Raw genomic sequence first — 15,505 nt, forward strand, 5'->3', positions numbered from 1 at the left:
GCTGAGTGTAATTTACGTTACAAATTTTAACGAAACGGGAACCCTATATTGATCTCTACTGTTATCTGGCTTGAAGCGTTGTGGCTAATAAATTTGAGACCGTTAAGGCAACCAAAGATGGTTTGGCTGTCCGGGCTGAGTTGGAACATTTTGCCCAGATTGGTTGGGAAAATATCCCCGAAGAGGACCGGGATCTGCGCTTGAAGTGGTTAGGCATTTTTTTCCGCCCTGTCACCCCCGGCGAGTTTATGCTCCGTTTTCGTATTCCCCACGGCTTGCTCACCAGTCAGCAATTACAGGTCATTGGCGACATTATTAACCGCTACGGCGATCGGGGCAATGGGGACATCACCACCAGGCAAAATTTGCAGGTCCGGGGCATCAAAATTGAAGATATTCCCGATATTTTTAGCAAGCTGGAAAGCTGTGGTCTAACCTCGGTCCAGTCCGGCATGGATAATGTCCGTAACATCACAGGCTCTCCGGTGGCAGGGTTGGAAAAAGATGAATTGATTGATACCAGAGACCTGGTGCAAGGGGTACAGGACATGATCACCAATGGTGGTCGGGGCAATCCGGAATTCACCAACTTGCCCAGGAAGTTTAACATTGCCATCGAAGGAAGCCGGGATAATTCTGTCCACGCAGAAATTAACGACGTGGCTTTTGTCCCAGCCTATCGGGAGGGAATTCTCGGTTTTAACGTAGTGGTGGGGGGCTTTTTCTCTTCCCGTCGTTGTGAAGCCGCTATTCCCCTCGATGCTTGGGTGCAACCGGATCAGCAGGTGGTGGATTTATGCCGTTCTATCTTGGAAATTTACCGTGACCATGGTCTGCGGGCTAACCGTCAAAAGTCCCGCCTAATGTGGCTAATTGATGAATGGGGGGTGGCTAAATTCCGGGAAGAAGTGGCCGCTAAGTTGCCTTTCCCTCTGTTAACAGCGGCTCCTAAGGACGAATTAGATTGGGATAAGCGAGATCATTTAGGGGTTCATCCCCAGAAACAAGCCGGGTTAAATTACGTGGGTCTCCATGTGCCGGTGGGCCGTCTCTATGCCAATGACTTTTTTGAACTCTCCCGTTTAGCAGATACCTATGGAAGTGGGGAAGTGCGGCTGACGGTGGAACAGAATTTAATTTTGGTCAATGTCCCTGACGAAAAACTGGAGGCTTTGTTGGCGGAACCGTTATTAACTAAGTTTCGAGTTGACCCCCACAATCTGCAACGGTCAGTGGTGTCCTGTACGGGGGCGCAGTTTTGCAAGTTTGCCTTGATTGAAACAAAAAATCGAGCTTTGGCCATGGTGGCGGCTTTGGAAAAAGAGTTGACGGTGCCTAAGCCCGTGCGGATCCACTGGACTGGATGTCCCAATTCCTGTGGCCAACCCCAGGTGGCGGACATTGGCCTGATGGGAACCAAAGTGCGGAAAGATGGCAAAACAGTGGATGGTGCCGATGTTTATCTGGGGGGAAAAGTGGGTAAGGATGCCCATTTGGGTACCTGTGTCCATAAGAGTATTCCCTGTGATGAACTGCAGCCTTTGTTAGCTCAGATTTTGATTGAACAATTTGGCGCTGTGCGGCGTTGATTTTAGGGTTCTAGTCCTAGTCCGCTTCCCCATCGTTAATGTCCCCAGATTTATCAGCTGTAATACCCTGTGGGAGTTTTCCCGTGGGAATCCCATGGCTTTGAACTCTGCTGGGCGGCAATGGTTCGTGGATAGGTAGGTAACTTACTCACCGAAAAAATAATTCCATTGAACTGAAATTATTGGATCACATTTAATTACAACTAATCACAAGGAGAAACCCATGGCTGGCACTGAAATTTCCGCTATCACGACAAAACTGCTGGAAGCAAAAAAAGCAAAGGGAATCACGTTTGCTGATTTAGAACAATTGCTCGGACGGGATGAAGTCTGGATTGCTGCTGTGATTTATCGACAGGCCAGCGCCTCCGTTGATGAGGCGGAGAAACTTCTTCACTGCCTTGGCTTGAGCGATGATCTTGTGCCCGAACTGACTGCTCCTTCGGTTAAGGGTTTGGGGCCGGTTGTGCCCACAGATCCCCTCATTTATCGCTTTTATGAGATCATGCAGGTCTACGGTATGCCCATGAAGGAAGTAATCCATGAGAAATTTGGGGACGGTATCATGAGTGCCATCGACTTCACCTTAGACATTGAGAAGGAAGCAGACCCTAAAGGCGATCGGGTTAAAGTAACGATGAATGGTAAGTTTTTACCCTACAAGAAATGGTAATGGGGGACCACCGAAATGATTTCCGTTGCCGCCGCCGTTGAAATTATCCAAGCCCATTGGCCCAATTTTGGTGATACTACCATGGATGTTGATGGTAGCTATGGGAGAGTTTTGGCAGAATCCATTGAAGCTGACCGGGATTATCCCCCCGGCGATCGGGTGATGATGGACGGAGTTGCCTTGGCTTGGTCGGAATACCACCAGGGCCGTCGTCATTTCAAGCTTTTAGGGACGGTGGCCGCTGGGACTCCGCAATCTAGTTTGCCAGACCAGACCGGTTGCTTAGAGGTGATGACGGGAGCCCTACTACCCCAGAATTGTGATTTGGTTATTCCTTACGAAGAAGTGGCGATCGCCGATAATCAGGTAAAAATTATTAATCCTCGGCAGAGAGAACCGGGGGAATTTGTTCACCCCAAGGCTAGTGACTGTCGAGCAGGCAAAGTCATTTTAGAATCTTCCTCAAAGTTAAATGGTCCTGCCTGGAATATTATTACTTCCTTTGGAAAAACTAAAGTTAGAGTTAAACAAAAGCCCCGCATCCAAATTATTTCTACTGGGGATGAATTGGTAGAAATTACTCAAAAGCCAAAAATTCATCAATTACGTCGCTCTAACATTTATGGGCTCCAAGTATCTTTGCAAAGCCGAGGGTTTCAAAACGTAAATTTGACCCACTTAGCTGATGATAAAGAAGTAATTATTCGCCATTATCAAAAGGCTAAACTGGAATATAGAGTTTTGATTTATTCCGGTGGTATTTCTAAAGGAAAATTTGATTATTTACCAGAAGTCTGGTCCCAATTGGGGGTAACTAAATATATCCATGGTGTGGCTCAAAAGCCTGGTAAACCAATGTATTTTGGTATTGATCATCGGAGTAAAACTGTTATTATTGGTCTGCCAGGGAATCCAATTTCTAGCCTTGTTTGTCTACATCGCTATTTTTTGGATAGTGCTCCAATCTACGCTCAGTTAACTACGGATTTTACTTTTAAAAAAGATTTAACCTATTTCTTGCCTGTTAAACTAAGTCACACACCCCAAGCGGTGATTAAAGCTGAGCCACTGCCAGTCAAAAACTCCGGGGAATTTATTGCCCTAGCTGGCAGTGATGGCTTTTTGGAATTACCCCAACACCAAGCATCTTTTCAGGCTGGAGAATGTTTTCCTTTCTATGCCTGGTAGAATTAGCATTGCCCATGTCTAAGACCTTAGTTGATAGTTATGGCCGTCGCATTCGTAAATTGAGGGTTTCCCTCACGGATCAGTGTAATTTGCGTTGCCATTATTGTATGCCAGTAGATGCAATATTTCTTGAGCAATCAAGCTATTTATCTTGTCAGGAATATGGGGAAATTATTGGAGAGTTAATTGCGTTGGGCTTGGAAGAAGTCCGTTTAACGGGGGGAGAACCTTTATTAAGAAGGAATTTTACTGAAATTGTCCGAGCCATCGGTCAATTAAAACTTAAAAAGATTGGTTTAACCACTAATGGTATTGTTCTAGATCGACATTTAGATACCCTGGGGGAGAATAATGTTCTGGATTTAAACGTTAGTCTCGATAGTTTAAACGCCAAAACTTTTTCAGAAATCACCCATCGCAATTGCCTTAATACAATTCTTCGTAATCTTGAATTAGCTTCTCGTCAGGGATTTAAAATCAAACTTAACACTGTAGTAATGAGGGAAATTAATGACCGTGAAATTTTTGATCTTATTGAATATGCTAAGCGATGGGAAATGGAAATTAGATTTTTGGAAATTATGCGTATTGGATATGCCTGTCGACACCAAGAAAAAACGTTTATTTCTGCCCAAGAGTTACTGGCAAAAATCCAGCAAAAATATAGCCTAAAACCGATCCAATCTGCCTTAGATGCTACGGCATTTCGTTACAGCACTAGTTGTGGAGGCATAATCGGTTTTATTGCCTCCGAATCCCAGCCATTTTGCGGTCATTGTTCCCGTTGGCGGTTATCGGTAGATGGCACTCTAAGGGCTTGTTTACTTAAAAATGAAGGGATCAATATTCGTAACTTTTCATCCTTGGAACGCCAACATGTTTATCAGCAATTATTGGGGATGAAGCCCTATTTGCGTCCCCCTGAAGTTAGCCACGCTATGCATCAAATTGGAGGATAAATGTTTACCCATCTTGACGAAAATCAACAGCCCCGTATGGTGGACATTAGTCAAAAAGTAGCTGGCGATCGCCGGGCGGTGGCCCAGTGCATAGTGCAGTTACCCAAAGCTATCAAAGATTACTTAACAGGACAGGAAATTTTTCTCAAGAAAGGGCCGGTTATTCAAACAGCGATTATCGCCGGTACTATGGCGGTGAAAAAAACAGCGGATCTGATTCCCTTTTGCCACACTTTGCCAATCCATGGGTGTAAATTTGATATTAATATTGTTTATCAAAAGCGAGATTATTTAGAAATATTTTTACAATGTGCTGTTAACACTAATTACAAAACTGGCGTGGAAATGGAAGCCCTTTGCGGGGTTTCAGTGGCAGCATTGACTATTTACGATATGTGTAAATCTATCAGCTCAGAAATTATCATCAAAAATACTAAATTAATCGAAAAAACTGGTGGTAAAGCTGATGTTAGCCAAACGCCCCTTTACGGTTTAGTGTTGACCGGGGGAAAAAGTAGACGCATGGGGAAAGATAAAGCTTTAATTAATTATCAAGGGCAACCCCATGGGCAATATATTTATGATTTGTTGGCAAAATATTGCGAGCAAGTTTTCTTGTCTGCCCGTCCTAGTCAGTGGCAAGGAACACCGTTGGAAAATTTACCTACCCTAGTAGATAGGGGAGAAAGTGTGGGGCCGATGTCGGGAATTTTAACGGCTTTGCAGAGCTATCCTGGGGTTAATTGGCTCATTATTGCCTGTGATTTAGCCTATATCAATAGTACAATGGTGGAAAAATTAATTGCCCAGGCTCGCCAAGATTTGGTGGCAACTTGCTACGAAAATGCGGATCAAGGTTTTCCCGAAGCTCTCTGTGGTTTTTATACTCCCCTTGCTCTACAGTTATTTACTAAAGCCCAAAATATTGGTTTACATTGTCCAGTTAAAATTTTACAAATGGCAGATTGTCAGCTGATTAAACCGGATAATTTATTTGATATCGCTAATATTAATAGTCCTGAAGATTATGGCCAAATCAATTAAACTCAGATATTTTGCTTCTCTCCAAGAACAGGCTAAGGTTGCAGAAGAAAGTTTAGTAACAAAGCTAAATACCTACCAAGAACTTTATGATTCCTTGGCTAAACGTCATGGTTTTAATTTATCCTCCTCCCAAGTCAAAGTGGCAGTTAATGATGAATTTACCACCATGGAAAATATAATTTTAGACCAGTCCACAATTGTTTTTATCCCCCCCGTTGCTGGGGGTTAATTTCCATGGCTTTAGCTTTATTTGACATTAGTGATCAACCAATCAATACCCAACCTTTAATTTCAGCTTTACAGTGTGACCAAGCTGGAGCCCTAGTAACTTTTGCTGGTTGGGTGAGAAACCACAATGACGGTAAACAAGTCGACTCTTTGGAATACCAAGTCTATCGGGAGTTAGCCATCAACGAGGGTTTTAAAATTATTGCTGAAGCTAAAGAAAAATATGATCTCCACCAGGCGATCGCCGTCCATCGTAGTGGCCATTTAAAAATTGGTGAAACTGCAGTATGGGTGGGGACTGTGGCTAGCCATCGCCAAGCTGCTTTTCAAGGTACTCAGTATGTTATTGACCAAATTAAACTGAGATTACCCATTTGGAAAAAGGAACATTACTTCGATTATCCGGCCACATGGGTTTATTGTTGCCATCATCATGGTAGTTAGATTACTAACCATCTGGCTAAATGGAGATTAATAACACTAATTAATGGCACTAATTTGATTTAATAACGATAATTATCCGGTGGGAATTGGTAATTTTAGTGACCCTTTTTCGCTAGGATAATTAAAGTAAAATAACTCGAGGGTAATATTGATCATGGCTAATACAACTAAAGGAGCCGATGCCATTGACCAGGCGATCGCCGCTGGCATTGATTTTGATGGCAGTGCCATTCCCGAAGCCAAGCTGGAACTCTATCATCAGGTGATGGGCTTGGAAGCAGGTCGGCAACGCAGTGGGGTCAGTAATACCATGCGCTCCCGCATTGTCCGCATTGGAGCCAAACATATTGTCCAGGCAGAACTAGACCAAAAATTAATTGACGCTGGCTTTGCACCCCTCAAGGATAAAGAAATTGCTTTTTTCTATGGCGCTAAGTAGGCTACTTTGCGTCTGAGCAGAGTAGCTATCTTGCCTCTTGGCTAACTAAGCCCACAGTCCATTGTCACCCTGCAGAGTTTGGGACCTTTAGTGAAAATTTTCCCATGTTATCTTGATAGGTAAAATCAGGCTAGGTGAACTGAGTTTGTGGGTCGACTATGTTAGCAAGGGTTTGGAGTGCTTCCCTGTTGGGCATTGATGCCATTAAGGTCGGGGTAGAAGTAGACGTTTCCGCTGGGCTTCCGGCGATCGCCGTGGTGGGGCTACCAGATACGGCAGTGCAGGAATCCAGGGAACGGGTCAAGGCGGCGTTAAAGAATGCGGGCTTTGCTTTCCCCGTGCGGCGCATTGTCATTAATCTCACCCCGGCCGATTTACGTAAAGAAGGCCCCAGCTTTGACTTACCCATTGGCATTGGCATCCTGGCCGCATCGGAGCAGGTGGATGCCCAACTATTGGGAGATTATTTGTTTTTAGGGGAAATGTCCCTGGATGGCAGTTTACGGGCGATCGCCGGTGTTCTTCCCATTGCGGCCACAGCGCAAAAAATGGGCTTAGCAGGCATAGTGGTACCGTCGGGCAACGCCTTGGAAGCCTCCGTGGTGCAGGGCTTAAAAGTCTATGGCTTCGACCACATTAAAGAAGTGGTGGACTTTCTCGGAGCACCGGAAAAATTTACCCCAGTTAATGCCCAGGATGCCAAGCAACAGTGGAACACCTCCCTGCCTTGTTTGGATTTGAAAGATGTGAAAGGGCAATCCCATGGCCGGAGAGCCTTAGAAATTGCCGCCGCCGGAGGCCATAACTTGATTTTTGTCGGCCCACCAGGCAGTGGGAAAACCATGTTGGCTCGCCGTTTGCCTGGTATCTTGCCGCCGCTCCAATTTGAAGAAGCGTTGGAAGTGTCCCAAGTCCATTCTGTGGCAGGGTTACTGAAAGAACGGGGACAATTAATCCGTCAGCGTCCTTTTCGCAGTCCCCACCATTCCGCCTCTGGTCCTTCCCTAGTGGGAGGGGGGAGTTTTCCTCGGCCGGGGGAAATTTCCTTGGCCCATCGGGGGGTTTTGTTTTTAGATGAACTGACAGAATTTAAACGCAATGTGTTGGAATTTTTGCGTCAACCCTTGGAGGACGGGCACGTTACCATTTCCCGCACCAAGCAAACCATCATGTTCCCAGCCCAATTTACCCTGATTGCCAGCACCAATCCCTGTCCCTGTGGTTATTTTGGCGATCCCATTCAAGCCTGTTCCTGTTCTCCTCGCCAGAGGGAAATGTATTGGTCTAAGCTTTCTGGCCCTTTGATGGACCGCATTGATCTACAGGTGGCAGTTAACCGTCTTAAGCCAGAGGAAATGACTAGCCAAGGCCAGGGAGAAAGTTCAGAACCAGTGCGGCAAAGAGTAGCCAAGGCCAGGGCCATGGCGATCGCCAGATTTAGTAAAGATGCAAAAATTAGTTGTAATGCCGAAATGCAGGCAGGGCAATTGCGTCAATTTTGTCACTTGGATGAAAACTGCCGTCAACTGCTGGAAGGAGCGATCAAAAAACTGGGGCTCTCCGCCCGGGCCATGGACCGCATTTTGAAAGTATCCCGCACCATCGCTGACCTAGGGCGATCGGAGCATATCCAAGCATCTCATCTGGCGGAAGCTATTCAATACCGCACCCTAGATAGGTTCACTTAAACAATAAAGCTAGCTTTTTTTGCGTATATCCAAATAATTTACCAATATCTACTTAGTCATCATCAGACTAGCGAGCGCTTTTGAACAATCTTAGGAGATCGAGACATGGATGGCCTGACCCTGACTAAAAAAAGTGGATAAAGCACAATAATGCGGATTCTCATTTTAAACCCACCCCACCCGGCCATTGGTAGCCGAATTCCAAAGGAACAACTGCCACCTCTGGGGCTTTTAAGTATTGGTGGCCCATTGTTGGATGCTGGCCATGATGTTACTCTGCTCGATGCTGAATTTGGTCCACTTACAGACAGTGAAATCGTAGAACGAGTTTGCGCTCATTGCCCACAATTACTTTTGATTGGGCATTCTGGATCAACTTCTGCCCATCCCATCGTTTGCCGCCTAACGTTGTTTTTACGTGAACGATTGCCAAACTTGATAATTGTTTATGGTGGTGTTTTTCCGACTTATCATTTTCATGACATCCTAACAAAGGAACCCCAAATTGATTTTATTGTTCGAGGTGAAGGTGAAGCTACTGTTGCCAAATTGATAGCCGCCCTTGAAAATCATAATGATTTAAATAAAGTAGATGGTATTGCCTTCCGTCGCGACGAACAAATTATTGAAACGCTTCCTGCTCCGATGATTCAAGACCTTGATGTCTATCGTGTGGGCTGGGAACTCGTAGACTTGAAAAAATATAGTTATTATGGCGGTAAACAGGCCGTGGTTATCCAGTTTTCCCGGGGTTGTCCCCATTTGTGTAACTATTGCGGACAAAGGGGATTTTGGGCCCGTTGGCGACATCGTGATCCTAAAAAATTTGCCCAGGAAATTGTCTGGCTCCATCGAACTCACGGCGTACAATTATTTAATTTAGCGGATGAAAATCCAACGGTAAATAAAGCCATTTGGCAAGAGTTTTGCGAAGCTATCATCGCCGAAAATATATCCATAACTATTATCGGTTCAACTCGAGCAGATGATATTGTACGGGATGCCGATATTCTACATCTTTACCGCAGGGCAGGAGTCGAGCGATTTTTGTTAGGTATGGAAAATACAAATGAAGCTACGCTCAAGCACATACGAAAAGGAAGTAAGACAAGCACTGATCGTGAAGCAATTCGATTATTAAGACAGCATAATATTCTCTCCCTTGCCACTTGGGTAACGGATTTTGAAGAGGTTAGAGATCGTGATTTTATTCAGGCTTTAAAGCAGTTACTGTATTACGATCCCGATCAAATTATGTCGTTGTACGTTACGCCCCATCGTTGGACTAGTTTCTATGGCATTGCATCGGAAAGGCGTGTCATCCAACTTGATCAAACCAAATGGGACTATAAGCACCAAGTTTTAGCAGCTACCCATATGCCTCCCTGGCGAATTTTTCTGTGGGTAAAGTTGATTGAAATTTTGCTACAAACTCGACCGAAAGCACTATGGCGTTTATTGTTTCAACCGAATAAAGCTTCGCGACGGGGAATGTATTGGTTTACCCTGATGGGTCGTCGCGTTTTAGTACATGAGCTGATTAATTTTTTCTTTGGCGATCGCCGAGTGAAAAATGGGCCCACACTACAGGAATTTTGGGGAATGCCACAAGAACATCAAGAAATTCCCTTGAGTATCACTCGTAAATAGCTAAAAACGGTCAGAATATTTTTTGCTCAACCCCATCACCTCTGCCATAGGTAAAATCGAAACCCCCAAGGCGATCGGCATTTTACTTTTTCCTTGTCACTAGCTTTTTGTAGTCATTTTTTCATTTGTTGTCCCTGGACCGGTAGACAGTAATCAAACCGACGGTGGAATCCGCACTTTGGAGTATTCCCCAAACTGATGAATTCAGCTTCGCTCACCCCCATCATCAGGTCAGCAACAAAAGTGTAGTCCCTGGCCATTCCATCGTGGCCGCGCCATGGGCGATCGCCAGTTTCTTATGGGAGCAAGGTGGGGCTAACCGCACCGTCCCTAGGTCATTCAAGCCCTTTGCCTATCCCCTGGACAGCTTGCAGAAATCCTGGCCGCTCGTTACAATCCTTCAAAATATTCTCACTTTGTAAGGGATAATGGATAAAACTTGACTCTGTCTGTCTTGTTCGGTTAACACAACCTATAGACAAGGGTTTTATTTACCCAACGCAGAATAAAAATTAAAACGTCTTTAAGACACAAAACACTATTCGTTACTAGAAGGAGCGTCAATGGGACTACCTTGGTATCGCGTTCATACAGTTGTCCTGAATGATCCAGGGCGACTCATCTCTGTCCATTTAATGCACACTGCCCTAGTGGCTGGCTGGGCTGGATCTATGGCTCTCTATGAGTTGGCCATTTTTGACTCCAGCGATGCTGTGCTTAACCCCATGTGGCGGCAAGGCATGTTTGTTTTGCCCTTCATGGCCCGCCTCGGTGTCACCAGTTCCTGGAATGGCTGGAGCGTCACCGGAGAAACTGGTTTGGATCCCGGTTTCTGGTCCTTTGAAGGGGTAGCTGCTGCCCACATCGTTCTATCTGGTCTGTTGTTCCTAGCCGCCGTATGGCACTGGGTATTTTGGGACCTGGAATTATTTGTTGACCCCCGTACCGGTGAATCCGCATTGGATTTGCCCAAAATGTTTGGTATTCACCTCTTCTTGTCTGGTTTGCTCTGCTTCGGTTTTGGTGCTTTCCACCTCACCGGCGTTTGGGGCCCTGGCATGTGGGTATCCGACCCCTATGGTCTGACGGGCCACGTACAGCCAGTGGCACCGGAATGGGGACCAGCTGGCTTTAACCCGTTTAACCCCGGTGGGGTAGTGGCTCACCACATTGCTGCTGGTATTGTCGGTATCATTGCCGGTCTTTTCCACCTTACGGTACGGCCCCCTGAGCGCTTGTATAAAGCCCTCCGCATGGGGAATATTGAGACCGTATTGTCCAGTAGTATTGCCGCTGTATTTTTTGCCGCTTTCGTCGTGGCCGGTACCATGTGGTACGGTAATGCCACCACCCCCATCGAACTCTTTGGCCCCACCCGTTATCAGTGGGATAAGGGTTATTTTCAAGAAGAAATCCAACGCCGGGTTGATAGCCAGTTAGCAGAAGGAGCTTCCCTATCTGAAGCCTGGTCCACCATCCCTGAAAAGTTGGCTTTCTACGATTACGTCGGTAACAGCCCCGCTAAAGGTGGTTTGTTTCGTACCGGTGCTATGAACAGTGGTGATGGCATTGCCCAGGAATGGATTGGTCACCCCATATTCAAAGACAAAGAAGGTCGGGAACTGGAGGTACGGCGTATGCCTAACTTCTTTGAAACTTTCCCCGTCATCATGACCGATGCGGATGGTGTAGTCCGGGCGGATATTCCCTTCCGTCGTTCCGAGTCTAAATTCAGTGTGGAACAAACCGGTGTTACCGTCAGCTTCTACGGTGGTGCTTTAGACGGCCAGACCTTCAGCAATCCCAGTGATGTGAAGAAGTTTGCCCGGAAAGCTCAGTTGGGTGAAGGCTTCGACTTCGATACGGAAACCTTCAACTCTGATGGTGTATTCCGCACCAGTCCCCGGGGTTGGTTTACCTTTGGCCACGCTGTCTTTGCCTTGCTCTTCTTCTTTGGTCACATCTGGCATGGTTCCCGGACTCTGTTCCGTGACGTATTTGCTGGGGTTGATCCTGGTTTGGAAGAACAAGTGGAATTTGGTGTGTTTGCTAAGGTTGGTGACCTTTCCACCCGGAAAGAAGCCTAGGTGCTTCTTGCACAGCTTTTAACCACAGCTTAAGAGCGTGTTTGAAAAGCCTCCCTGGTCACCCAAGTTTGGGGGGAAACTAAGTCAAAGTCCCCCAGCATCGGGAGATTTAGGGAGCAGAGTCAGACTTTACAAACAGGTTCTAAGTCTTGGGAGTTATCCCTCATAATTCGAGCTAACTCAATCAAAACTTAAAGTTTACAGAAACTATTTTTAAAGCGATTTCTTCTACAGGGGAAGTCGCTTTTTGTTGCTTTTTTGGAGTTATTAATAACCTTACCAGTGTGCTATGATGCCAGGGTCAAAGCCCCTGGTAAGCAATTGAAATTAGTTGCTTTTACTAATTTTTAACATCCCTTGATTATCACCATGGTCGAATTAACTGAAAATCACTACAACCTACAACAGGAACTGGCCGATGCCCTCCAATCCCTGGGCCGTAGTATTCATTCTTTGGAAAGGGACATAGTTATTAGCCATTGTGAAATTAATGCCGACCATGGGGTGGGGGTTTTACTGCAAAGGCTTTTTCCCAACTCAGATGAGCTATTGACAATTCGCTCCCATGATCTTTACGGCGGGCAACAGGAGTTTGGCGATCGCCATTTTTTAGTGCAGGGAGGAAGTTTTGTCACCATTGCCCAACAGGTGCAGTGGCTGTTGCACTATTATGCTCCCCGAAGATTTTTATCGGTACCTTATTTCCCAGAGGATTACCAAATTTCCATTGCCCTAAAGCGACTGTATAACTGTCCATTGTGTGTTTTCATTATGGACGATCAAAATATCTACTCTCCCCAGGTACCCGATAGTTTGGTAGATGAATTATTGTACCGGGCTGATATTTGCTTGGGCATTTCCCGTCCCCTCTGTGATGCCTATGAAGCTAAATTCAAGCGTAAGTTTTGGTTTGTGCCTCCGGTGGTGCAGGGACATTTAATTAAAACTGAACCGCCCCAGAGCTGGGACCGATCGCCGAGTAAGCGGCAGGGCGTGATGATTGGCAATGTCTGGAGTCAACAATGGTTAGATCAACTGCGTTCTTTGTGTCGAGCCACGGGGGTAAAAATTGATTGGTATGGTAACCCCAACCGGGATTGGCTGAATTTTAACGAAGCGGAGTTGGGAGAAGACGGCATTAACTTTAAGGGCTTTGTGCCAGAAGATGAGTTAATTGATATTCTTCGAACCGCTGATTTTGCCGTTATTCCCACAGGCATTTCTGACCAGAGCGGCGATCGCCCAGAATTAACAAAATTAAGCCTACCTTCCCGTAGTTGCTTTATCACTGCCACTGCCAATCTGCCAATTCTCGTTGTGGGCTCCCCCGAAAGTGCGGTGGCCCAATTTGTCCAGAGCCAGGGCATCGGTACTGTCTGTGCTTACCAACCAGAGGACTTTTCCGCCAAAATTGATTACTTATTAGAAAACCAAGGGCCCATGCGTAAACAAGCTTTTAAGCTGGGGCAAAACCTCAGTGCAGACGGCATTGCCCAATGGATTTGGGATTCCCTCGCCCAAGGTCAAGCTATGGATGCCCGTTTTGAAGCTCAGTCGGCCAAGATCATTGATGCCAGTGTGGTTGTCACCGCCAATGAAGTCACCCATCGCCACGGTACAGGGGCTTTGGTGCGGCGGGTGTTCCCCAACGATGGGCAAATTATTTCTGTGCGCTCCGACAATCATTACGGCGGTGAACATAACTTTGGTCTCGAGTCTTACTATCTTCCCCAGCGGGGCTGGAGCCGCAAGCAGGTTTTCACCAATATCACCCAGATTTTCGCTGACCATGAAGTTAGTCGGATCTTTTGTGTGCCCTATTACACCGAAGATGTGCTGACGGCGATCGCCATTAAGGAATTATTTGGGGTCCCCCTGGGAATTTGGATTATGGACGACCAAAATATTCGAGTCAACAATATTCCCGATGCTCTGATGGAGGAATTTTTGCAAAAGGCAGATGTGCGCTTTGCCACTCACCCAGAACTGCGGGATGCCTACGAAAATAAATTTGGTTTGAAGTTTTGGATTTTGCCAGCAGTGGTTCCCCACAATTTAATTAAAACGACAGTGTTTGAGCCCCGACAGGAAAACTGTCAACAAAAGCGGGGCGCCCTCCTGGGCAGTATCTGGAGTCAACGGTGGTTTGCCGACCTCTGTCACAGTGTGAAGGAAGCTGGTATGCAATTAGATTGGTACGGCAACTCCAAATATTATTGGCTAACGGAATCCGAACAGGACTTACAAGCCAAAGGTATTTATCCTCAAGGACTTTTTCCCGAAGATAAGTTGGTGGAAAAACTGAAGGAATATCCTTTTGTGGTGGTTCCCACCGGCACCATGGATGAGCGGGATGACCAGCCCCAGCTTTCTCAACTGAGTTTACCTGGACGGATCTTGTTTGCCCTGGCCACATCTAACACGCCAGTAATTTTGATGGGGAGCAAAAAAACCTCCGCCGCTAGTTTTATTAATCGTTTTCAGATTGGCGTGGTTTGTGACTATACCCCAGAAAGTTTTGGGGCTGCGGTGGCCGAAGTTTTAGACCCCCAACGTCAAAGGGTTCTTAGGGAAAATGCCGTGGCAGCAGCGGAAAAATTTAGTGATCACAATATTGACAGTTGGATTTGGAGTTCCCTTGCCGAAGGACAAGCCGCCGATGACCGCTTTGAATCCCTCTTCCGGCGATCGCCCATTGACTTAGTACATTTTATCGAGCCTCCAGTGCCCAGCCTGATCTACAAGGATTACACCCAAGTGTACCAAGTGATGCGGCGATTGAGAGTTAACCATTACCGCCCTGATTTTGTCATGGACGTGGGGGCTTCCCACGGTATTTGGTCCCACACCGCTAGTCAACTGTTTCCCGAAGCCCGCTTCATTTTAATTGATCCTCTGATTAATCGTTATGAACAGGCTGCCCGTAATTACTATCTTAAAAATATCCCCAAAGCTAAGTTTTTAGAAATTGCCGTTTCAAACGAATCGGGGCAGCTCAGTTTTCAGGTTTCCCCTGATCTTTACGGTAGTTCCCTGCTCACCCCAGCGGACTTTCGGGATTATGAAACAGTGACAGTGGCGGTTAAAACCCTTGACCAAGTGGCTGAGGAAGAAAATCTCCAAGGGCGGGGTATTCTTAAACTGGATGTGCAGTGCGCCGAACATCTTGTCTTGGCGGGGGCAAATACTTTCCTCGAGCAGGTGGATCTAGTGATGGCAGAACTTTCCTATGTCCGCTATGACGAAAATGCCCTGGTCTTTTTAGAGATGCTTAATCTCTTGGATCAATTGGGTTTCCGTTATTACGACGAAACCGGCGAATGGCGATCGCCCATTGATGGTACCCTATTGCAAAAAGAAGTCGTATTCATCCGTCAGGATTTGTTAATACCTGAAACCAGTCGTAAAATTTAGCTTTATTTTTTCTAGCTCTTCAATCTAATTCCTTTCTATTCCAAGCCTAATCATAATGATTAAACAATTATTAAAAAATAATCGTATCGTTCAGAGAATCAA

At 46.0% G+C, this 15,505-nt stretch carries 12 protein-coding genes; all 12 read left to right on the forward strand.

What is annotated here, in order from left to right; genetic code table 11:
* Positions 1–80 precede the first annotated feature (80 nt).
* The 12 genes from SYNPCCP_RS12945 (at position 81) to SYNPCCP_RS13000 (ending at position 15,403) form a co-directional block, all read left to right on the forward strand.
* Positions 81–1,589, forward strand: a complete 1,509-nt coding sequence (locus SYNPCCP_RS12945; protein WP_010873675.1) for a ferredoxin--nitrite reductase — start codon at positions 81–83, stop codon at positions 1,587–1,589.
* Between the two features lie 223 nt (positions 1,590–1,812).
* Positions 1,813–2,262: a cyanase gene (gene cynS, locus SYNPCCP_RS12950; RefSeq protein WP_010873676.1), complete on the forward strand. Its 450-nt coding sequence runs from the start codon at positions 1,813–1,815 to the stop codon at positions 2,260–2,262.
* A 15-nt stretch (positions 2,263–2,277) separates the two neighbouring features.
* Positions 2,278–3,450, forward strand: coding sequence for a molybdopterin molybdotransferase MoeA (locus SYNPCCP_RS12955; RefSeq protein ID WP_010873677.1), 1,173 nt, complete (start codon positions 2,278–2,280; stop codon positions 3,448–3,450).
* On the forward strand, positions 3,426–4,409 hold the full coding sequence (moaA, locus tag SYNPCCP_RS12960) for a GTP 3',8-cyclase MoaA (RefSeq protein ID WP_010873678.1): 984 nt from the start codon (positions 3,426–3,428) through the stop codon (positions 4,407–4,409). Before SYNPCCP_RS12955 ends, moaA begins: the two co-directional genes overlap by 25 nt.
* Positions 4,410–5,453: a cyclic pyranopterin monophosphate synthase MoaC gene (gene moaC, locus SYNPCCP_RS12965; protein ID WP_010873679.1), complete on the forward strand. Its 1,044-nt coding sequence runs from the start codon at positions 4,410–4,412 to the stop codon at positions 5,451–5,453. It begins immediately after the preceding gene.
* Positions 5,437–5,682 (forward strand): molybdopterin converting factor subunit 1, encoded by a 246-nt coding sequence (gene moaD / locus SYNPCCP_RS12970; protein ID WP_010873680.1) that lies wholly within the window; start codon positions 5,437–5,439, stop codon positions 5,680–5,682. Before moaC ends, moaD begins: the two co-directional genes overlap by 17 nt.
* Before the next feature lie 5 nt (positions 5,683–5,687).
* Complete coding sequence (locus SYNPCCP_RS12975) at positions 5,688–6,125, forward strand: molybdenum cofactor biosynthesis protein MoaE (protein WP_010873681.1); 438 nt, start codon at positions 5,688–5,690, stop codon at positions 6,123–6,125.
* A 154-nt stretch (positions 6,126–6,279) separates the two neighbouring features.
* On the forward strand, positions 6,280–6,564 hold the full coding sequence (locus SYNPCCP_RS12980) for a DUF4090 family protein (RefSeq protein ID WP_010873682.1): 285 nt from the start codon (positions 6,280–6,282) through the stop codon (positions 6,562–6,564).
* 158 nt (positions 6,565–6,722) lie between these two features.
* Complete coding sequence (locus tag SYNPCCP_RS12985; RefSeq protein ID WP_010873683.1) at positions 6,723–8,252, forward strand: YifB family Mg chelatase-like AAA ATPase; 1,530 nt, start codon at positions 6,723–6,725, stop codon at positions 8,250–8,252.
* A 150-nt stretch (positions 8,253–8,402) separates the two neighbouring features.
* A complete protein-coding gene (gene bchE / locus SYNPCCP_RS12990) occupies positions 8,403–9,902 on the forward strand; it encodes a magnesium-protoporphyrin IX monomethyl ester anaerobic oxidative cyclase (protein ID WP_010873684.1) in 1,500 nt (499 codons plus the stop codon).
* Between the two features lie 563 nt (positions 9,903–10,465).
* Positions 10,466–11,989, forward strand: coding sequence for a photosystem II chlorophyll-binding protein CP47 (gene psbB / locus SYNPCCP_RS12995; protein ID WP_010873685.1), 1,524 nt, complete (start codon positions 10,466–10,468; stop codon positions 11,987–11,989).
* A 369-nt stretch (positions 11,990–12,358) separates the two neighbouring features.
* The gene (locus SYNPCCP_RS13000) at positions 12,359–15,403 is read left to right on the forward strand and encodes an FkbM family methyltransferase (protein ID WP_010873686.1); all 3,045 of its coding nucleotides are present in this window, start codon (positions 12,359–12,361) and stop codon (positions 15,401–15,403) included.
* Positions 15,404–15,505: the final 102 nt, after the last annotated feature.

Source organism: Synechocystis sp. PCC 6803 substr. PCC-P (genome assembly GCF_000284455.1).
In the GTDB taxonomy this organism is placed as follows: domain Bacteria; phylum Cyanobacteriota; class Cyanobacteriia; order Cyanobacteriales; family Microcystaceae; genus Synechocystis.